Origin of the sequence: Streptomyces sp. NPDC059832 (assembly GCF_042731715.1) — a bacterium.
In the GTDB taxonomy this organism is placed as follows: Bacteria; Actinomycetota; Actinomycetes; order Streptomycetales; family Streptomycetaceae; genus Streptomyces.
The window spans coordinates 1-20,680 of the sequence record NZ_JBHWIY010000053.1 but is presented as its reverse complement, the minus strand read 5'-3'; the positions used below and the strand labels follow the sequence as shown (position 1 = coordinate 20,680).

Sequence of the window (20,680 nt, the reverse complement as noted above, 5' to 3'; positions counted from 1 at the left end):
GCCGTCTCCCTCCCGCTGCCTGAACGACGAGAGTCCGCCGCCATGTACGAGCTGTCCCGGGTCCGCCTCTACTCCATCGGACCTGCCGGCGCACGCTACGCCGACACCGTGCTCGACCTGCGCGGAGTGGGCGAGCCCGTGCCCGACCCCGCGCCGGCCCAGGCGGAGTTCTTCGAGGAGGAACCGGTCGGTCCGCCGCGCCGCCCGGCCCCCGCCGGTGTGCTCTTCCTGGAGAACGGCGGCGGCAAGTCGGTGCTGCTGAAGCTGATCTTCTCGGTGATGCTGCCCGGCCACCGCAATACCCTCGGCGGCGCCAGCTCGGGCGTGCTGCGCAAGTTCCTGCTCGCCGACGACTGCGGGCACGTCGCCCTGGAGTGGCAGCACACTCTCACCGGCGAGTGCGTGGTCGTCGGCAAGGTCAGCGAATGGCGTGGCAGGCAGGTCTCCAACGACCCGCGGAAGTTCGCCGAGGCCTGGTACTCCTTCCGGCCCGGACCCGGTCTCAGCCTGGACTCCCTGCCGGTCGCCGAGGCGACCTCCGTGCGCAGGCCCGTCGAAGGCGTTTCCGGCGCGCAGGGCAGACGGCGCACGATGAAGGGATTCCGCGACGCCCTCACCGAGGCGGGCAAGTTCTACCAGCACCTCGATGTGCACTGGGAAGAGATCCACGACCGCTGGAACGAGCACCTCGGAGACCTCGGACTCGACCCCGAACTCTTCCGCTACCAGCGCGAGATGAACGCCGACGAGGGCGAGGCGGCGGGGCTCTTCGCGGTCAAGAAGGACTCCGACTTCACCGACCTGCTGCTCCGCGCCGTCACCGACACCCGGGACACCGACGGTCTCGCCGACCTGGTGAGCGGCTTCGGGAACAAGCTGGGCCGCCGCGCCGAACTGACCGCCGAGCGCGACTTCACCGCGGGCTCGGTCGACCTCCTCGGCCGGATCGTGGAGGCCGCCGGCACCCGTTCCCGTGCCCGGGACGTCCACGCGGGCGCCGAGCGCCGCACCCGCACGCTCGCCCGCAGGCTCTCCGCCCGCGCCGGGCAGGAACGCGGCCGCACCGCCGAGCTGGCCCAGCAGGTGACGGGCGCCGCGCACACCGTCACCACGGCCGAACAGGCGCGCAGCCGCAGCGCCCTGATCGCCGCCGAACTGGCCTACCGGCACGCCTCCCTGGCCCTGACCGCGGCCGAGAAGGGCGCCGCCGCCCAACGCCGCGAACTGGTCGACGCCCGCACCCTGCACTCCGCCTGGCAGGCCGCCGAGGCGGTACTGCGCCACCGCGCCGCCGCCGACCGCTCCGCACGGGTGGCCGTCGCCATCCGCGAGGCCGAGCGGGACGCCGCGCCCGCGCTCGCCGCCCGCGCCGAGGCCGCCGCCGATCTCGTCCGGGCGCTGCACACCGCCGCCGAGGCCGGCGAGACCCTCGCCAACGAGGAGGAGGAGCGCTCCGACACCCTCCAGAGCGCGGGTGAGGCCGCCCACCGGGACGCCACCACCGCCGCCACCGAGGCCCAGCGCGCCCGCAGCGAGGCCGGACATCTGCGCCAGCGCCTCGTCGAGGTCGAGCAGGAGACGGCACAGGCGGTACGGGCCGGCTGGCTCGACGACACCGCACCGGACGCCGACCCGGCGCGCGCCGCCCTCGCCGCCAGTGACGCCGAGACGTCCGCCGTCGCCGCGTGGGACACCGCCAGGGAGGCTGCCCGCTCGGCCGCCGAGGTGGCCAGGGAAGCCGCGGCCACCGAGAGCCGCGCCGAGCTGGCGGCGGCCCGCGCCGCCGATGCCGCACAGGCCGCGGAACAGTCCTACGAGGCCGAGTTCAGGGCCGCCGAATCGATCGCCGCCGACCACCGGCTGGCCGACCTGCTGGGTCTGCCCGCCCCCCACGGCACCGGCGTGCCCCGGCCCCGCCGGGGCGCGGCCGGAACGGACGCGGACCCGGACGCCCCGCACAGCGCGGACGGCACCGACACCGGCCCGGCCCCCACCGACCGACGGCCCGGCGCCGCGGAGGCGACCGGCCGGCCGGGTGAGGCGGGCCGGTCCACCCAGGCGGCACAGGGCACCCACACCGCCACGGCCGAACACGCCACCGCCCACGAACAGCCGCTCACCGCCCAGGAGCTCGACCGCAGCGCCGACGAACTGCGGGAGCTGCTCGACCAGTCCATCGCCTCCGCCGAACGCCGCCTCTTCGAACTGCGCACCGCGGCCGCCGACGACTCCCGCATCCTCGGCGCACTCGGCGACGGCGGACTCCTGCCGCCCGGACCCGACGTCCTCGCCACCGTCGAGTACCTCGGCGAACACGGCATCCCCGCCCTGCCGGGCTGGCGCTACCTCGCCCAGGCGGTCGACCCCGCCGACCACGCGGCCGTCCTCGCCGCCCGTCCCGAACTCGTCGACGGCGTGGTCATCACCGACCCCGACTCGCACGCCCGCGCCCGCGACGTCCTGAGCGGCGCCGCGCTGCTGCCGCGCTCCGCGGTCGCCGTCGGCACCGCCGCCGCGCTGCTCGCCCCCGTCCCGGCCGCCGGCACGGGCTCGGCGGCGAGCACGGAAGGGGTCTTCCTCGTCCCGCCGAACCCGGCGATGCACGACGAGCTCGCGGCCGACGAGGAGCGGCAGGCCCTGAGGCGCAGGGCCGCGGCCCGTGACGAGGACATCCGCACCCTCGCGGCCCGTCTCACCGGCGACCGTTCCCTCGCCGCCCGCATCGGCTCCTGGCGGACCGACTGCCCGCCCGGCATGCTCGCCGAGCTCGCCGAGGCCGCCCGCACCGCCCGCACGGCCGCGGAGACCGCCGAGGCCGAGCTCGCCGAAGCCCGTACGGTGCGTGCCGAGGCGGACGAGGCCGCCGCGGACACCGCCCGCGTCCGGGACGAGCGCCAGGAGGCCGCCCAGCGAGCCCGCCGCGCCGCCGACGCCCTCGCGGGCCTCGCGTACCGGCTCCGCGAACGAGCGGGCTGGCAGGCGAAGCTCCGCGAACTCGTCGACGAGGCGGCCGAGTCCGAAGCCCGTGCCACCGTCTGCCTGGAGCGGGCCCGCGCCGCCGACGAGGACCGCAGGGCCGCCCAGCGCGCCGCCGACGACGCCCGGCGCACCGCCCGCGCCCTGCGTGCCGAACGAGCGGAGATCGCAGGCGCCCCCGAGCAGCTCCCGGAGCCCGGGGACGACAACCCGCGCCCCGCGCTGCCCGCGCTGCGTGAGGCGTACCGGGCCGCGTCCCAGCTGTACGAGAAGGTCGGCGTCGGCGCCGACCTGCGCGCCGAGCAGGCCCGAGCGGAGAGCGACGAGAGCGCCGCCCTCGCCGAACTGGACCGGCTCACCAACAAGGTCCGCACCCGCGCCGCCCAGCTCCTCGAAGGCACCGACGGCGCGGACGGCCCCTCCCGGCAGGCGGCCGCCGCCCGTGCCGAGTCCCTGGTCCAGCTCCTGGAGACCAGGGCTTCCACGGCGAGCGAGCAGCTGGGCCGGCTCCGTGGCGAGGCCGAGCGCCTGGCCCCGGTCGACGGCGAGTCCCACCACACCGAACTCCCCGACGAGCTGGTCCCCGCCGACGCCGACCAGGCCCAGGCCCGCCTGCGTACCGCCACGGCCGAGCTGGCCTCCGCCACCGCGACCCTGGACACCGCCCGCGCCGCCCACGCCGAGCTGCTGCACGCCCACCGCACCGCCGAGGACTCGGCAGGCGGCTTCGACGAAACGGCGGCCCTCCTGCGCGACCTGCTCAGGGACCACGGCCCGGACGAGGACACCGAGGCCTCCGAGCCGTACCCCGGCAGCCTCGACGAGGCCCGGCAGTCGGCCGCCGAGGCGCGCCGCTCACTGCGCGGCTGCGCCGCCGACCTGTCCGCCGCCGAGAGCGCCGTACGGGAAGCGAGCGACGTCCTCGTACGGCACGCCAACTCCACGCGCTACGAACAGGTCCGCACCCCCGCCCGTCAGCAGATCCGCGAGCTGCCCGCCGCGGCGCTGCCCGAGCACGCCGAGAAGTGGGCCGCAGCCTTCGCGCCCAGGCTCCGTGTACTCACCGACGAGCTGGCCCAGTTGGAACGCAACCGCGACTCCATCGTCGACCGGCTCCGCGGCCTCGTGGAGTCCGCCCTCACCACCCTCCGCTCCGCCCAGCGCCTCTCCCGGCTCCCCGAAGGACTGGGGGAGTGGTCCGGTCAGGAATTCCTCCGGATCCGCTTCGAGGAACCCGACCAGGCGACGCTCACCGAGCGGCTCGGCGAGGTCGTCGACGAGGCGACCCGCGCCGCGCTGAAGAAGAACTCCGATCTGCGCAGGGACGGCATGTCCCTGCTGCTGCGAGGTGTGCAGGCGGCGCTGGAGCCCAAGGGCATCGCCGTGGAGATCCTCAAGCCGGACGCGGTGCTCCGCGCCGAGCGCGTCCCGGTCGGGCAGATGGGCGACGTCTTCTCCGGCGGCCAGCTGCTCACCGCCGCCATCGCCCTGTACTGCACGATGGCCGCGCTGCGCAGCAACGACCGGGGCCGTGACCGGCACCAGCACCGGCACGCGGGCACCCTCTTCCTGGACAACCCCATCGGCCGCGCCAACGCCACCTATCTGCTGGAGCTCCAGCGCGCGGTGTCGGACGCCCTGGGCGTGCAGCTGCTGTACACGACCGGACTGTTCGACACCACGGCGCTCGCCGAATTCCCGCTGGTCATCCGGTTGCGCAATGACGCGGACCTGCGTGCCGGGCTGAAGTACATCAGCGTGGAGGAGCACCTGCGTCCCGGGCTGCCGCAGCAGGACCCGAACGGTGAGACGGTGCACGGCGAGATCACCGCCACCCGCATGTTCAAGCGCGCCACGGCACCCTCCGACACCGCTCAGGTCCCCGTTCCGGTTCCCTCCGACGAGTAGCGACCGGAACGGGCGCGAGAACGGGGAGCGAGCAGGGACGGGAAGCAGGCGGGCAGCAGACGCGGGGCCGGGGCGCCGGAGGACGGGCACGGCTGCGCGCCGGCGCTCAGGCCCGTGAGAGGTTTCCCGCGCCCCGGCGGCGTATCCGCGCGTCGTCCCGCTGTGCGGCCCGCGCCGCCCGCCGCGCTCTGCGTCGCTCACGGCGCAACTGCCGTGCCGAGCTGCTCGGCACCGACACCACGCCGTTGCGCTGATTCCATACCTGCCGGGTGATCCAGACGTCCAGCACCGACCAGGTCGCGACCACGGTGCTGCCCACACTGCTCAGCACCATCGGAAAGGCCAGCCAGGACCCGGCCAGCGTGCACAGGAACGCCACCATGGCCTGGATGATCGTCAGCGACATGATGAGAACGGCGCGCACCGCGGAGCCGCGGACCGGGTCCGGCATCCGCCGCCGTATCGCGGGTTCTTCCACCCACAGCTGCTGGCGCGGGATCTTCGCCCCGCCCGCCGCCGAGCTCGCCGTCGCGACGGGTGCCGACGACACCACGCCCCGACGCTGTTCCGTTTCCAAGAACTCTCAACTCCCCACCGCTGTCCGACTTCAGGGTTGCTGCCCGGCATGCGCCGTTTCTACGCGGGCGGATCGGACCTTCCCGCCCCGTGGCGTCCGTCCCACGGCGCCCGCCCGGCGGATCAGGTGGTGCGGACCCGACCATGATCCCGCGAACAGGCCCTGACTCTCCCCGTGTTACCCCTGCCCCGTACAGAGAGACGAGTGGGCAGCCGTGAAGATTCCCCCGCGTCGTCGAGCAGCGAAGAGTTCCAGCCAACTGCCCTGCTGAACAGAATGAGGCCCCGGCGGGTCTCTTCTGCCGCTTTCGCGAATTTCATTGCCCGGAATACCAGGACAACCCGTGACCAACACCGGATAGCACGGCCGAAAATCGTCCGGACAACCCTTCGAGTTGCTACTCCGTCAGTAGTAGGCTCGCGCCGTTTGTTGACGAAACACGACCCTCGCCCCGCGGGGTCGAGCTGGGGGAGTCCATGCGCTTTCGCGGAAAGTCCATCCGCAGGAAGATCGTGGCGCTGCTGCTGGTGCCGCTCGTCTCCCTCACCGGGCTCTGGGGATTCGCCACCTATCTGACGGGGCGCGAGGCCCGTCACATGTTGAGCGCGAGCACGATCGTGGAGAAGGTCGGTCATCCTCTGGAGGACACCGTCCGCGCCATTCAGGACGAGCGCCGCCAGACCCTTGTCTTCCTCGCCGACCCCAGGGCCTCCGACGCCCTCCCGCTCCTGCAACGGCAACGAGCGGCCACCGATCGCGTCCTGACCGGCGTCAAGGACAGCGCCCGGCAGGAGGACATCCGCGACGCGCTCAGCTCCGAGGACGACACACAGCTGAATTCGATCCTCGGCACGGTCGAGGGCCTGGGCGCGCTCCGCGACTCGGTCGACAGGCGCACCATCGACCGCTCCAAGGCGATGGAATTCTACGGACGGCTCATAGATCCCTGCTACCGCTTCCTGACCGGCCTCCGCACGATGGAGAACGTGTCGATGGACAAGCAGGTCCGCGCGCTGGTCGGCGTTTCGCGAGCCCGCGAAATGCTCTCCCGCGAAGACGCCCTGGTCGCCTCGTCGCTGATCGCCGGACGGCTCACCGCCTCCGAACTGCGCCAGATCTCCGACCTCGTGGCCAACCGCGAGCTGCTCTACGAGATCAACGTCGACGCGCTGCCCGCGTCGGAGCGCCAGCGCGTGGAGCAGTACTGGGCGAGCCCGGACAGCGAACCGCTGCGGACGGCGGAGAAGACCCTCGTCGAGGGCGGTCCCACCCAGGACCCGCGCGCCGTCGACGCCGAGCGCTGGCAGGAGGCGGCCCCACCGGTCCTGGACCGGCTGGCCAACGACTCCACGGAGATGAACAACCGATTCCAGGACCGCGGCAAGCCCGCCGGCTACAGCGTCCTGATCAAGGCCGGGATCGCGGGCGTCCTCGGATTCCTCGCCCTGATCGCCTCGGTGTTCGTCTCCGTCCGCATCGGCCGTGAGCTGATCCGGGACCTCTCCCGGCTCCGCAAGGACGCCCACGAGGTCTCCGGTGTACGGCTGCCCAGCGTGATGCGCCGGCTCGCCGCCGGGGAACAGGTGGACGTCGAGACGGAAGCCCCGCACCTCCAGTACGAACGGGACGAGATCGGCCAGGTCGGCCAGGCCCTCAACACCCTGCAACGGGCGGCCGTCGAGGCGGCCGTCAAACAGGCGGACATGCGACGCGGTGTGTCCGAGGTCTTCGTCAATCTCGCCCGCCGCAACCAGGTGCTGCTGCACCGGCAGCTGACGCTCCTGGACACGATGGAGCGCCGCACCGAGAACACCGACGAACTCGCGGACCTCTTCCGCCTCGACCACCTGACCACCCGCATGCGACGTCATGCCGAAGGTCTGGTGATCCTCTCCGGCGCGGCCCCGTCCCGCCAGTGGCGCAAGCCGATCCAGCTGATGGACGTGGTGCGGGCGGCGGTCGCCGAGGTCGAGGACTACGAGCGGATCGAGGTCCGCCGGCTGGCCCGTATCGGTGTGGGCGGCCCCGCCGTCGCCGACCTCACCCATCTGATCGCCGAACTCCTGGAGAACGCGACCGTGTTCTCGCCCCCGCACACCGCGGTCCAGGTACACGGCGAACGCGTCGCCAACGGCTTCACGCTCGAAATCCACGACCGCGGCCTCGGCATGCCGCCCGACGTCCTCCTGGACGCCAATCTCAGGCTCGCCGAGACTCCCGAGTTCGAACTCTCCGACACCGACCGGCTCGGCCTGTTCGTGGTCAGCCGTCTCGCCCAGCGCCAGAACGTCCGCGTATCGCTGCAGACCTCTCCGTACGGTGGCACGACCGCCGTCGTCTTCATCCCGGCGGCGCTGCTCACCGATGCCCCGGACACGCACGGCACCGGGTTCCGCCTCGACCGCCGGGCCGAGCGGGCGATCGGCAGCGGCAGGGCGGCCGGCGAAGCCTCCGGCAGCGGCCGGGACCGCAGGGACGGCCCACCGGACCGCCGGGCAACCGGCAGGTCCCCGGGCCTCGCCCCCGTGCCGACCGGGCTGGTGGACCCGGCCCTCCTCGACGGGCCCGTCGAGCTCGAAGGACCTGTCGGACCGCTGGGCTTCGAGAGCGATGCCGTGCTCGATCCGCTGCTCGACCCCCTGCTGGGCGGCTCCGCCGACATCGACGACACCGAGAGCGAACGCGGCGGCATCTTCCGCGCCCGCGACCTCCGGCGCGACGCCGACCGCGAACAGCACCAGCAGGCCACCGATCAGGCGGCCGAGCCGACAGCCGGCGTACGGCCGATGCGCCCCGGCGGCCCGGTGCCGCTGCCCCGCCGCAAACCGCCGACCCTGATCACCGACAACGGCCGCCGGGTCGACGAGGCGGGCCGCGCCCATCCCGCGACCGCCGAGCACGACATCCCGCGGGGCCCCGCCGACGTGGGCGGGCCCTCCACCGACAGCACGCCTCCCGACGCCGACGGAACGCGTCCCGAGGCGCCCGCCGAACCCCGGCAGCCCACCGGCTTCCGGAAACCCACCGAGCCCGCCACACCCGAGGAGTCCACGTCCCCCGGAGCCCCGAGCGCCCGGGAGACCGTGGGCGGCCTGCCCCGCCGCATCCGGCAGGCCAGTCTCGCACCGCAACTGCGCGAGGAATCGGGCGTCCGCGATGCCGAGCCGGCCCGAACGGAACCGGATCAGGACTTCGAGCGTGATGCGGAGGAGGTGCGCAGCCGCATGGCTTCGCTCCAGCGCGGCTGGCAGCGCGGCCGCCGGCAGAACGCCGAGGACGTGACCGGCCCCGGCGACACAGCACAAGGAACCACTCCGGGAGGGGACGGTCGATGACCGCACCGAACGTCGCAGCAACCAACGCCGCACGCCAGGGCTCCGGCCAGCTCAACTGGCTCCTCGACGAACTCGTCGAACGCGTCTCCAGCATCCACAAGGCGCTGGTGCTCTCCAGCGACGGTCTTGCCACCGGCACGTCGAAGGACCTGACCCGCGAGGACAGTGAACACCTGGCGGCCGTCGCCTCCGGGTTCCACAGTCTCGCCAAGGGCATCGGGCGGCACTTCGACGCGGGCCGGGTCCGCCAGACCGTGGTCGAACTCGACGAGGCGTTCCTGTTCGTCACGGCGGCCGGTGACGGCAGCTGTCTCGCGGTGCTGGCCGACGCCGACTCGGACGTCGGCCAGGTGGCGTACGAGATGACGCTGATGGTCAAGCGCGTCGGCGCCCACCTGGCCAACGCCCCCCGGACGACCGGTCTGTCCGCCGGGGGGTGAGTGAACGGTGAGCGCTGAGTCCTCCAGATCTCCGGCAACGCCCACCGACCCGCAGGCCTCGCGCTGGTACGACGCCGACGCGGGACCGGTGGTCCGTCCGTACGCGATGACCCGGGGCCGTACCAGCAGCGCCTCCCGCCATCGGCTCGACCTGATCGCGGTCGTCGTCCCCGAACCCGAGGCCGACGATCCCGGCCGGGACCAGACGCTCTCCCCGGAACACGTGGAGATCGTCGAACTCTGCAGTGGCATGCCCCAGTCGATCGCGGAGCTCGCGGCCGGCCTGGATCTCCCCGTCGGGGTGGTCCGGGTGCTGGTCGGCGACCTCGTCGAGGACGAGCTGGTGCACGTAACCCGTCCCGTTCCGCCGGCCGAGCTGCCGGACGTGAACATTCTTCGCGAGGTGATCAATGGCCTTCGGGCGCTCTAGCCGCAAGAAGCGGCCCGTGGAGCCCGTTACCCTGAAAATGCTGGTGGCGGGCGGCTTCGGAGTGGGCAAGACGACTCTGGTCGGCGCGGTCAGTGAGATCAGGCCGCTGCGTACGGAGGAGAGACTCAGCGAGGCGGGCCGCCCGGTGGACGACCTGGCGGGTGTGGAGGCGAAGACCACCACCACCGTGGCCATGGACTTCGGCCGGATCACCCTCCGCGAGGACCTGGTGCTCTACCTCTTCGGTACCCCGGGACAGGACCGGTTCTGGTTCCTGTGGGACGAACTGGCCCAGGGCTCGCTGGGGGCCGTCGTGCTCGCGGACACCCGGCGGCTGGAGGACTGCTTCGCGGCGGTCGACTACTTCGAACGCCGCAAGATTCCGTTCACCGTCGCCGTCAACTGCTTCGAGGGAGCCGACGAGTTCCCCACCGAGACGGTGCAGGCGGCACTGGACCTCGACCCGGAGGTGCCCGTGCTCATGTGCGACGCACGCGACCGCGGCTCCGTGCGGGACGTACTCGTGGCCGTCGTCGAGCACGCGGTGGCCCGCGCGGACCGCGTCCGCGAGCCCGCTACGACGTAGGGCCGCACGGTCCGTACCCCCGCCGACCGGGGTACGGACCGCGCGTCGTCGCGTCACCGGACAAGGAGCCTTCTCCTGTCGTGGCGGGCCGTCAGGACTCCTGGCAGGTCTCCTGGCAGCGGCCGTTCTCGGCGAGCCACTTGTCGGCGGTCTCGGCCAGCTCCCGGTCGCGTCCCGCCAGCATCATCCGGATCATCTGCACGTCGCCCCGGAGCGACCAGGCGGGATGCCCGAAAGTGGCCGGATTGTTCTTCTCGATCAGGAAGTGCGCGGGCCAGGCGGTCCCGTACCCGATCAGCGGCAACGCGGCCGCGTACCTCTTGCGCCCCCGTGCCAGACCGTAGGCGGTGACCGCGAGCCCGGTCAGTGTGCCGGTCAGATGGACCCAGCGGGTCGCGGCCTTCGAGTGCATCGCCACGTAGTAGGGCCAGAACTCTTCGTAGGAATCGAACGTCTGCTGTGACATACGGGCACCGTAATGGCTCGGACCGCAACCGGAAACGGCCGATCCGCGTCCGAGAAGAAGAAGCGGGCGGCCGGAACCCACGGGGGTGGTCCCGGCCGGCCGCTGCCACGCAACGGCGTCAGTGTCCCGCGACGGACCGCCGGGCCACCGGGAAGTCGAAGTAGGTGTCCGGGAACAGCTCGGGCTTGAAGGTGTAGTGCCACCATTCCTCGGCCAGATTCACGAAACCGGCGTCCGTGAGCGTCTTCTTCAGGAACTGCCGATTGGCGCGCTGCGCCCCCTGGACGCGCGGATCGTCGGTGTGGGAGAGCGTGTCGAAGCAGTCGAATCCGGTGCCCATGTCCACGGAGTTGTCCGGGAACCGCTCGGCCGCGGGTGCGTAACAGGGCACCTGCGGACTGCCGGGCCGGTACGGCGGGGTCGGTGCGGCGGGCAGCTTCACCAGCGTCAGATCCACCGTGCTGCCGCGGCTGTGCCCGGACTTCTCCGCGATGTAACCGTCCGCGAACAGCCGCGTCTTGTCGACCCGGGGGTAGAACTCGCCCTTCATCGTCTCGTCGTCGAGATCCTTCGCCCACCGTACGAAGTGGTCGACCGCCCGCTGCGGCCGGTAGCAGTCGTACACCTTCAACGAGTAGCCCCGGCGCAGCAGCCGGGTCTGCGCGTCGTGCAGTGCCCGTGCCGCGGGCCGGGTCAGGATGCAGAGCGGCCTGCGGTAGCCGTCCACCGGGACGCCCATGAAGTTGTGGGCGGTGGGGTAGCGCATCTCCTGGATGATCGTCGGATCCACCGAGCTCAGCGCGACGAACTCCTCGGGAGCCTTCGGCTCGGGCCTCGCCCGAGCCGCTGGGGCGGCGGCGGTGACGGCGAGCAGGGTGGCGGCAGCGGCCACCAGGACACGGAGAGCGGAAGCAAGACCTGTCATGAGCACATAATCCAGTAGTGCGGGGGAGTCCGCCGGACGATCGGATACAGTCCGCGCGTGTCTGCGCCCGAGAACAACCCCGAGAAGCCGGCCGAGGACTCCCACTGCGGCAGTTGCGGAGCGCCCTACGCGGCGTCCGTCACCTGGCCGCGCACCTGCACCGCCTGCGGCAGCACCGCCTATCGCAATCCGCTGCCGGTCGCCGTGGCCCTGCTCCCCGTCACCGGCCGGGACGGCACCGGCCTCGTCGTGATCACCCGCACCATCCCGCCCCACCGCGGCGGCCTCGCCCTGCCCGGCGGCTACATCGACCACGACGAGGACTGGAAGCACGCGGTCGTACGGGAACTCGGTGAGGAGACCGGCATCGGGGCCGACGAACGGGAGGTCCGCCTCGCCGACGCCCTCAGCGCCCCGGACGGCCATCTGCTGCTCTTCGGCCTCCTCCCGGAACGCCCCGCCACCGCCCTCCCGCCCTCCGGCCCCACCGACGAGACCTCCGGCTTCCAACTGCTCCGCGCACCCACCGCGCTCGCATTCCCCCTGCACACCCGCGCCGTCCGCACCTGGTTCGACGGCGGCTACCGCTGACCGGCCCGCCGCACACCACGAACCGATCGGCCACCGCCGAGCGCCCCGCCGCACACCACGAACCGCCCTACAGGCCCCGCACCCGCACCGGGTACCCCACCGGCCCCTCCTCGCCCTCCCGTTCGACCAGGACCCGCCCGTCCACCCACCGCGACGTGTACCGCTCGACCTCCGCCCGCTCCCAGCCGTCCCCCGCGTCCCGGACCACCAGCCCGCTCCCGCTGCGCCCCGCCGCCGGAGCCCACACCTCCAGCTCCACCTCACCGTCCGCACCCCGCACCGGCAGCACCGAACCCGCCCGTGCCAGCACCGGCACCCGCGACAACGGCGCATCGAGCAACACCTGACCCGGCCCCTCGTACACCTCACCGGTCGCGGTGTCGTACCAACGTCCCCGGGGCAACCGCACCGCCCGGCGATCCGCGCCGCGCTCCAGCACCGGAGCCACCAGCAGAGCGTCACCCAGCAGGAACGCGTCCTCGCACTCCCGCAACGCCCGGTCCCCGGGCGCACGCCACCACAGCGGCCGCACATACGGGGCGCCGGTCAGCCCCGCCAGCCGCGACAGCGTCACGAAGTACGGGTGCAGCCGCTCCCGCTCCTCCAGCGCGGCCCGCGCGTGCTCAAGGACCTGCGGCCCGAATTCCCACGGCTCGCGCCGCCCCGCGTCGATCGCCGCATGGGTACGGAACAACGGCAGATACGCACCCAGCTGGAACCACCGCAGATAAAGCTCCGGCGACGGCGACCCGTCGAACCCGCCCACATCGGGCCCCGAGTACGGCACCCCGCACAGCCCCAGCCCCAGCACCAGCGCCAACGAGGCCCGCAGCCCCGGCCAGCCGGTCGCCACATCACCGGACCAGGTGCCCCCGTAGCGCTGCATCCCCGCCCAGCCGGAACGCGAGAACAGGAACGGACGCTCCTGGGGCCGCAGCCGGCGCAGCCCCTCGTACCCGGCACGCGCCATCGCGAGCGCGTACACATTGTGGGCCTCGCGGTGATCACCCCCGCGGCCCTCCAGGGAGTGCCGCGCCGACCGCGGCAGCGTCGGATCCCCGAACGCCGCGAACGACACCGGCTCGTTCATGTCGTGCCACACACCGGAGAACCCCTGCGCCAGCCGCTCCTCGTACAGACCGCCCCACCACTCCCGCACCCGCGGATCGGTGAAGTCCGGAAACACGCACTCACCCGGCCACACCTCCCCGCGCACCACCCGCCCCCGCGCGTCCCGGACGAACGCCCCGCCGCCCCCTACCGCCGCCCCCGCGTCGAACACCGCGTTCCCCGGCTCCGCCTTCACCGCGGGATCGACGATCGACACCAGCCGCACGCCGTCCTCCCGCAACTCCTTCGCCAGGCCCGGCAGATCGGGAAAACGCCCGTGATCGACGGTGAACACCCGGTGCGCGTCGTAGTGGTCGATGTCCAGATGCAGTACGGACAGGGGCAGCCCCCGCTCCCGGTAGCCGGCAACGATCCGCCGCACCTCCCGCTCGCTCCCGAACCCCCACCGGGCGTGCTGCGGACCCAGCGCCCAGGACGGCGGCAGCGCCGGGGCACCCGTGAGAGCCGTCCAGCCCTGCAGCACCCGGGCCGGCGTACCCGCCACCACCCAGCAGCGCAACGGCCCCCCGTCCATCCGAACCTCGCACATCCCCGGCCGGTCATGGCCGGAGCCCGCACCCTCCTCGCCCTCGCGCAGAGTCACCCGCCCCGCCCAGGTGTTGTCGTGGAACACCAGATGCGTTCCCGCGTCACAGACCACGAGCTGCACCGGCATCGTCAGATACAGCGGATCGTCACCGGGCCCGAAACGCCCACCCGGGTCGGTGTTCCACAGCTCGTACACACCGTCCCGCAGCCGCGGCCCCGACGCCCGGCCCCCGAGCCCGAAGAACCGCGCATCCGCCGGCACCTCGGAACGCTGCACCCATCGGGCATCACCACCCGCCACCGGCTCCCACCAGCGCGGCGGCAGCTCGCGCCGGAGCACCACCCCGCCAGGAGTACGCAGTTCCACGGCCCCGTGCCGCGACACCGCGACGGTCAGCCGCTCCGAGACCACCTGCCAGCCGCCGTCCTTGTCCGGCTCCAGCACCGCCCGCGGATCCGGCTCCGGCGCCGCACCGGGCAGCGCGTACGACGGCAACGGCTCCGCCCCGTCCCAGCCCCAGAACACCGCACCGCCCACCGCCACCCGCACCCGCAACTCCGAACGGGCGAACCGCACCACGCCCCCGCCCGGCTCCGGCTGCGCCCCCACCACGGGACCGGGCACCCGCGCCCGCTCCGCACCACGCGGCGGCAGCGCCCGCGCATCCGCACTCCGGCGCCGCCAGGAGGAGCGCACCGCGCGCAGCCCCCGCACCGAACCGACCATCTTCACCGAGCGCACCAGGTCACGACCGTCCATGCGGCTCACCCTGCCATCCGACGGGGCGGATGCGGGCTCCGTTCAACTTCCGTTCACCCGTGGCCGGACCAGTGGCCGGACCACATGTCCGGACACGCGACCATGGGTGGGGAACCCTGGTGCGAAAGACGATCACATGGCATCGTCCGTAAAAGCCGCCTCACGCGCACACCCCAGCACGTGTGCGCGACCCACGCCCATCCCGCGTACCCGTACAGCCAGGGAGCCGCCCCATGACCGCCGCAGCCAACGAAGCCCCCCTCTGGCAGCCCGGCCCCGACCGCATCGCGGCCGCCGCCGTCACCCGCTTCCAGAGCTGGGCGTCCCAGCGCTACGGAGCACCGGCCGAGGGCGGCTACGCGGCTCTGCACCAGTGGTCCGTGGACGAGCTCGACACCTTCTGGCAGGCCGTCGCCGACTGGTTCGAGGTACGGTTCTCCACCCCGTACGAGACGGTCCTCGCCGACCGCACCATGCCCGGCGCCCAGTGGTTCCCCGGCGCCACCCTCAACTACGCCGAACACGCGCTGCGTACCGCCGAGGACCCCCTGCGCGCGGACGCCCCCGCCCTGCTCCACGTCGACGAGACCCACACCCAGGTACCCGTCTCCTGGTCCGAACTCCGCCGCCGGGTCGGCTCGCTCGCCGCCGAACTCCGCGCCCTCGGCGTCGCACCGGGCGACCGCGTCAGCGGCTACCTCCCCAACATCCCCCAGGCCGTCGTCGCCTTCCTCGCCACCGCGGCCGTGGGAGGTGTCTGGACGTCCTGCGCCCCGGACTTCGGCGCCCGCAGCGTCCTCGACCGCTTCCAGCAGGTCGAACCCGTCGTCCTCTTCACCGTCGACGGCTACCGCTACGGCGGCAAGGAACACCACCGGGCCGACACGGTCGCCGAGTTGCGCCGCGAACTCCCCACCCTGCGCGCCGTCGTCCACATCCCGCTGCTGGGCACCGAGGCCCCCGAGGGCGCCCTCGAATGGTCCGCCCTCACATCCGCGGACACCGAGCCCGTCTTCGAGCAGGTCCCCTTCGACCACCCGCTGTGGGTGCTCTACTCCTCCGGCACCACCGGGCTCCCCAAGGCGATCGTCCAGTCCCAGGGCGGCATCCTGCTGGAGCACTTCAAGCAGATCGGCCTGCACTGCGACCTCGGCCCCGACGACCGCTTCTTCTGGTACACCTCCACCGGCTGGATGATGTGGAACTTCCTCGTCTCCGGCCTCCTCACCGGAACCACCCTCGTGCTGTACGACGGAAGCCCCGGCTACCCGGACGTCAGCGCCCAGTGGCGCGTCGCCGAACAGACCGGAGCCACCCTCTTCGGCACCTCGGCCGCCTACGTCATGGCCTGCCGCAAGGCCGGCGTCCACCCGGGCCGCGACTTCGACCTCTCCCGCGTCCAGTGCGTCGCCACCACCGGATCCCCGCTCCCGCCCGACGGCTTCCGCTGGCTCCACGACGAGGTGGACGCCGAACTGTGGATCGCCTCCGTGAGCGGCGGCACGGACGTCTGCAGCTGCTTCGCCGGCGCGGTCCCCACTCTGCCCGTACACATCGGCGAACTCCAGGCCGCGTGCCTCGGCACGGACCTCCGGTCCTGGGACCCCGCGGGCAGACCGCTCATCGGCGAGGTCGGCGAACTCGTCGTGACCGCGCCCATGCCCTCCATGCCCACCCGCTTCTGGAACGACCCCGACGGCAGTCGCTACCACGACAGCTACTTCGACATGTACCCCGGAGTCTGGCGCCACGGCGACTGGATCACGATCACCGAACACGGCTCGGTGATCATCCACGGCCGCTCCGACTCCACCCTCAACCGCCAGGGCGTACGGATGGGTTCCGCCGACATCTACGAGGCCGTCGAGCGGCTCCCCGAGATCCGCGAATCCCTCGTCATCGGCCTCGAAGAGCCCGACGGCGGCTACTGGATGCCGCTCTTCGTCCACCTCGCCGAAGGCGCCCGGCTCGACGACGAACTGCGCGACAGCATCAAGCGGACCATCCGGGAGAACCTCTCACCGCGTCATGTCCCGGACGAGGTGATCGAAGTCCCCGGCATCCCGCACACCCTCACCGGCAAGCGCATCGAGGTCCCGGTCAAACGTCTCCTGCAGGGCACGGCCCTGGCCAAGGCGGTCAATCCCGGCTCGATCGACAACCTCGAACTCCTCCACTTCTACGAGGACCTCGCCCGCAAGCGTCACTGACCGTCCGCGTTGTCAGTGCCCCTGATTACTCTGAGTGAGCAATGTTCGACAGCGCACTGGGGGAGTCATGGCGCACATCAGGAACAACGGGAACAGCGGGAACGGTAAGTACGGCAGGACGGCCGGGTACAGCCGGTCCGGCGCATCCATGCGACGCACGCTGCGCCGCGAAGCACCCAGCACCATCGGTCTCCTGGCCGACGAGCAGGACTTCGCGGCGATGCGGCGCTACCGCACCTTCGCCTTCGACGACCACACCGTCTATCTCCAGCAGGTCGAAGGCCTGCTGAAGACCCTCTCCGCACGGGGCATGCACGCCACGGTCGCTCTCTTCGACCCCGAGGAGTACGCGGAGTTCTGCGCAGAATCGGGACTCGTCCCCGACGACCCGGCCAGCCGCAGCCGCTTCACCGCCGAAGTCGCATCGGCCGGCGCCACCGTCGCGTACACCGGACAACCCATCGACACCCTGATCCCGCTCCTGGTCAGCCGGGCCGTCCGCCGGGCCACCTGGGAGTACGCCACGATGCTCCTGGCCGGCGTCGGCGAATGCGCTGAATGCGGCCAGGACATCGGCCACGCCGCCTTCGACCGGGCCTCGCACCTCCTGCTCCGCATCCTGGAGACGGCAGGCCCCGGCACCCACCACCTGGTCTGCAGCACCCCCACCGACGACGAGCACCTGCTCGCCGTCCTGCACACCGAGCGCGACACCACGGGGCCCGCCCGACTCGAATCCGGGGAAGGGGCAGAGTTCGTCACGGTGCTCGCCGTGGCCATCGCCCTGGAAAGGTCCGGGGGAGTCGTGCTCCGCACGAGCAGCTCCGGCGCCCAGGACCGGGTGCACGGCTGGCGGCTGACCCGCGGCAATCTGCTGCCGCTCAGCGCCGGTGAGGTCTTCAGCGCCTACTGCACCGACGCCGACACCGGCGAACCGGTGGCCCCGGAGTCGCACGTGGAGTACTGCGCCGGCTTCGACCTCGGCGCGGACGAACCGGAATCGCACCACTGACAGGCCGAAGGGGGCTCCCCGCCGTCATCGGCAGGGAACCCCCTTCACCACAGAACGCCGCGCGACCTACTCGCCCGACAGCACCATCTGAGCCGCGACCCGCGCCTCCTCGGCGGAGTCCGCCGCACGAGCGGCGGAGGCGGCGCGCTCGCACTGCGCGAGCGTGTACTTCGCCAGCGTGGCGCGGACATAAGGAATGGACGCGGCCCCCATCGACAGCGACGTCACACCCAGCCCCGTCAGGACACAGGCCAGCAGCGGATCGGAGGCGGCTTCACCACAGACACCACAGCTCTTGCTCTCGGCCGCGGCCGCCTCCGCCGACAGCGCCACCAGATCGAGCAGCGCGGGCTGCCACGGATCCTGCAACCGCGAGACCGCTCCGACCTGACGGTCGGCGGCGAAGGTGTACTGCGCCAGGTCATTGGTGCCCAGCGAAAGGAACTCCACCTCCCGCAGGATCGAACGCGCCCGCAGCGCGGCGGACGGAATCTCCACCATCGCACCGAACTTCGCCTGCAGACCGGCCTCACGGCAGGCGTCGGCGAAGGCCTTGGCATCCGCACGGTCCGCCACCATCGGCGCCATGACCTCAAGGTGGACAGGCAGCCCCTGGGCCGCCTTCGACAGCGCGGTCAGCTGGGTACGCAGCACATCCGGGTGATCCAGCAGACTCCGCAGTCCGCGCACACCCAGCGCCGGGTTCGGCTCGTCGGCCGGAGTCAGGAAGTCCAGCGGCTTGTCGGCCCCGGCATCCAGCACCCGTACGACGACGCGCCCCTCGGGGAACGCCTCCAGCACCGCCCGGTACGCCGCGACCTGCTTCTCCTCGGACGGCGCCTGCTTGCTGTCGTCCAGGAACAGGAACTCGGTACGGAACAGCCCTACGCCCTCCGCACCGGCCTCGACCGCCGCCGGTACATCGCCGGGCCCACCGACGTTGGCCAGCAGCGGGACCTTGTGACCGTCGGAGGTCGCACCCGGACCGGACGAGGCCGACAACGCGGCCTTGCGCGCCGCAGCGGCACTCTCCATCTCCGCACGCTTCTCGGCGCTCGGCTCGACGAAGATCTCACCGGTGCTGCCGTCCACGGCGATGACCGTGCCCTCGGCGAGCTCCCCGGCACCGGGCAGCGCCACCACGGCGGGCACCCCGAGTGCTCGGGCGAGAATCGCACTGTGGCTGGTCGGGCCGCCCTCCTCGGTCACGAAGCCGAGCACCAGAGCCGGGTCGAGCAGCGCCGTGTCCGCGGGCGCCAGGTCCCGCGCGATCAGCACATAGGGCTCGTCGCTGTCGGGCACACCGGGCATCGGCACACCGAGCAGCCGGGCCACGATCCGGTTGCGCACGTCATCGAGGTCGGCAACGCGCCCCGCCAGGTACTCCCCGGCGTTGGCGAGCAGTGCCCGGTAGGAGGCGAACGCGTCGTAGACGCCGCGCTCGGCGGTGCTGCCGACGGCGATGCGCCGTTCCACGTCCGCCATCAGCTCGGGGTCCTGCGCCATCATGGCCTGGGCCTCGAGCACGTGCTGAGCCTCGCCACCGGCCAGATTGCCGCGCGCTATCAGATCGGCAGCCACGGCCTCCACGGCCTGTCGAGCGCGCCCCTGTTCGCGCTCGGCCTCCTCGGCGGCAATCTGCTTGGCCGGCGGTTCGAGCACCGCCGTACCCATATGACGCACCTCGCCGATCGCCACTCCATGGCTCACACCGACGCCTCGCAGCGTTGTCTCCATTTCACCCGTCTCCGGTCGTGCGGCGGTCCGAGCCCCCGCGGTGGATATCCAGTGGGCTGTCATCGTGCCGAGCCCGTCACTGCCAACCGAACAAGGTGTCGCCGACCTTCACGTCGCCGTCCTCGCGGACCTCGGAGAGGGATTCGGCGGTGGCTTCCAGTGCCACGACCGGGCACACGGGCGACTTGCCGGCCGCCTCGACGCCCGCGGGGTCCCAGCGCACGATGCCCTGACCGCGCGTGACCGTGTCCCCCTTGTTCACGAGCAGCTCGAAACCCTCGCCATTGAGCTGAACGGTGTCGATGCCGAGGTGCGTGAGCACTCCGTGCCCGTGCTCGTCCACCACGACGAACGCGTGCGGGTGCAGGGAGACGATGATGCCGTCGACCGGCGACACGGCCTCGGACGGTTCGCGCACGGGATCGATGGCGGTTCCGGGGCCCACCATCGCGCCGGAGAAGACCGGGTCCGGTACCGCAGCGAGCCCGATGGCACGTCCGGCAAGAGGGGACGTCACAGTGGTCATAGGGAGCCTCCCAGGGGTGGAGCTTGACTGGCGCCGTCACAGCCTGCGGGCGACGGCGTTCTGTTCAGCAGCGTAAGTCAAAAGAAGTCCCGGTTCTGCCCGAGTCCTGGCGGTTCGCGGCCTTAGAAGCGCACCGGAAACGATTTGCCTCGACTCCCGGCGGGCTGTACTGTCGTACTCCTGCCTGACCCCAACGCGACTTTGAGTCGGGGGTCGGCGGCGACTTTTAAGCCCTGACTCTAACCCGGACACGGCACCTGCATGCCTGCAGGGAGCTGGTCAGGGAAAGCGAAAAGGACTGATAGAGTCGGACTCGCCGGAAAGGGAAACGCGAAAGCGAAGAACTGGAAAGCGCAGTAAAAACTCTCCTGCTCCGCAGGGGGCCCGCTTCGACCGGGAATCGGACACGAAAGAGTCTGATAGAGTCGGAAACGCAAGACCGAAGGAAAAAGCCCGGAGGAAAGCCCGAGAGGGTGAGTACAAAGGAAGCGTCCGTTCCTTGAGAACTCAACAGCGTGCCAAAAGTCAACGCCAGATATGTT

At 72.0% G+C, this 20,680-nt stretch carries 14 protein-coding genes; 8 read left to right on the top strand and 6 right to left on the bottom strand.

Going from position 1 to position 20,680, the window contains the following annotated elements:
* Positions 1-42: 42 nt before the first annotated feature.
* Positions 43-4,884, top strand: a complete 4,842-nt coding sequence (locus ACFV8T_RS42070; RefSeq protein ID WP_385338302.1) for a hypothetical protein — start codon at positions 43-45, stop codon at positions 4,882-4,884.
* 106 nt (positions 4,885-4,990) lie between these two features.
* On the opposite strand, the gene ACFV8T_RS42065 is transcribed toward ACFV8T_RS42070, so the two are convergent.
* A complete protein-coding gene (locus ACFV8T_RS42065) occupies positions 4,991-5,437 on the bottom strand; it encodes a hypothetical protein (RefSeq protein ID WP_385338300.1) in 447 nt (148 codons plus the stop codon).
* A gap of 500 nt (positions 5,438-5,937) precedes the next feature.
* Here ACFV8T_RS42065 and ACFV8T_RS42060 point away from each other — a divergent pair, with 500 nt between their 5' ends.
* From ACFV8T_RS42060 to ACFV8T_RS42045, 4 genes are read left to right on the top strand one after another with little or no spacing between them, the layout of a single operon-like run.
* Entirely contained in the window at positions 5,938-8,796 is a 2,859-nt protein-coding gene (locus tag ACFV8T_RS42060) for a nitrate- and nitrite sensing domain-containing protein (protein ID WP_385338297.1), read from the top strand.
* Positions 8,793-9,236, top strand: a complete 444-nt coding sequence (locus ACFV8T_RS42055) for a roadblock/LC7 domain-containing protein (protein WP_385338295.1) — start codon at positions 8,793-8,795, stop codon at positions 9,234-9,236. Before ACFV8T_RS42060 ends, ACFV8T_RS42055 begins: the two co-directional genes overlap by 4 nt.
* Before the next feature lie 7 nt (positions 9,237-9,243).
* Positions 9,244-9,666: a DUF742 domain-containing protein gene (locus ACFV8T_RS42050; RefSeq protein ID WP_266422372.1), complete on the top strand. Its 423-nt coding sequence runs from the start codon at positions 9,244-9,246 to the stop codon at positions 9,664-9,666.
* Positions 9,647-10,252 (top strand): ATP/GTP-binding protein, encoded by a 606-nt coding sequence (locus ACFV8T_RS42045; RefSeq protein WP_266422374.1) that lies wholly within the window; start codon positions 9,647-9,649, stop codon positions 10,250-10,252. Before ACFV8T_RS42050 ends, ACFV8T_RS42045 begins: the two co-directional genes overlap by 20 nt.
* A gap of 91 nt (positions 10,253-10,343) precedes the next feature.
* On the opposite strand, the gene ACFV8T_RS42040 is transcribed toward ACFV8T_RS42045, so the two are convergent.
* Both ACFV8T_RS42040 and ACFV8T_RS42035 read right to left on the bottom strand, forming a co-directional pair.
* Positions 10,344-10,718, bottom strand: coding sequence for a DUF962 domain-containing protein (locus ACFV8T_RS42040; RefSeq protein ID WP_266422376.1), 375 nt, complete (start codon positions 10,716-10,718; stop codon positions 10,344-10,346).
* A gap of 118 nt (positions 10,719-10,836) precedes the next feature.
* Positions 10,837-11,643: a M15 family metallopeptidase gene (locus tag ACFV8T_RS42035; protein WP_385338291.1), complete on the bottom strand. Its 807-nt coding sequence runs from the start codon at positions 11,641-11,643 to the stop codon at positions 10,837-10,839.
* A 57-nt stretch (positions 11,644-11,700) separates the two neighbouring features.
* Between ACFV8T_RS42035 and ACFV8T_RS42030 the strand changes: the two genes are divergently transcribed.
* Complete coding sequence (locus tag ACFV8T_RS42030) at positions 11,701-12,234, top strand: NUDIX domain-containing protein (RefSeq protein WP_385338288.1); 534 nt, start codon at positions 11,701-11,703, stop codon at positions 12,232-12,234.
* Positions 12,235-12,301: 67 nt separating this feature from the next.
* Here the strand turns inward: ACFV8T_RS42030 and ACFV8T_RS42025 are convergent, their stop codons facing one another.
* The gene (locus tag ACFV8T_RS42025) at positions 12,302-14,653 is read right to left on the bottom strand and encodes a TIM-barrel domain-containing protein (RefSeq protein WP_385338285.1); all 2,352 of its coding nucleotides are present in this window, start codon (positions 14,651-14,653) and stop codon (positions 12,302-12,304) included.
* A 233-nt stretch (positions 14,654-14,886) separates the two neighbouring features.
* Here ACFV8T_RS42025 and ACFV8T_RS42020 point away from each other — a divergent pair, with 233 nt between their 5' ends.
* Positions 14,887-16,863 carry an acetoacetate--CoA ligase gene (locus ACFV8T_RS42020; protein WP_385338282.1) on the top strand — a complete coding sequence of 659 codons (1,977 nt, stop codon included), beginning with the start codon at positions 14,887-14,889 and terminating at the stop codon, positions 16,861-16,863.
* A gap of 67 nt (positions 16,864-16,930) precedes the next feature.
* Entirely contained in the window at positions 16,931-17,875 is a 945-nt protein-coding gene (locus ACFV8T_RS42015; RefSeq protein ID WP_385338280.1) for a hypothetical protein, read from the top strand.
* Between the two features lie 66 nt (positions 17,876-17,941).
* On the opposite strand, the gene ptsP is transcribed toward ACFV8T_RS42015, so the two are convergent.
* On the bottom strand, positions 17,942-19,612 hold the full coding sequence (gene ptsP / locus ACFV8T_RS42010) for a phosphoenolpyruvate--protein phosphotransferase (protein ID WP_385338277.1): 1,671 nt from the start codon (positions 19,610-19,612) through the stop codon (positions 17,942-17,944).
* 76 nt (positions 19,613-19,688) lie between these two features.
* On the bottom strand, positions 19,689-20,138 hold the full coding sequence (locus tag ACFV8T_RS42005; RefSeq protein ID WP_385338274.1) for a PTS glucose transporter subunit IIA: 450 nt from the start codon (positions 20,136-20,138) through the stop codon (positions 19,689-19,691).
* Positions 20,139-20,680 lie beyond the last annotated feature (542 nt).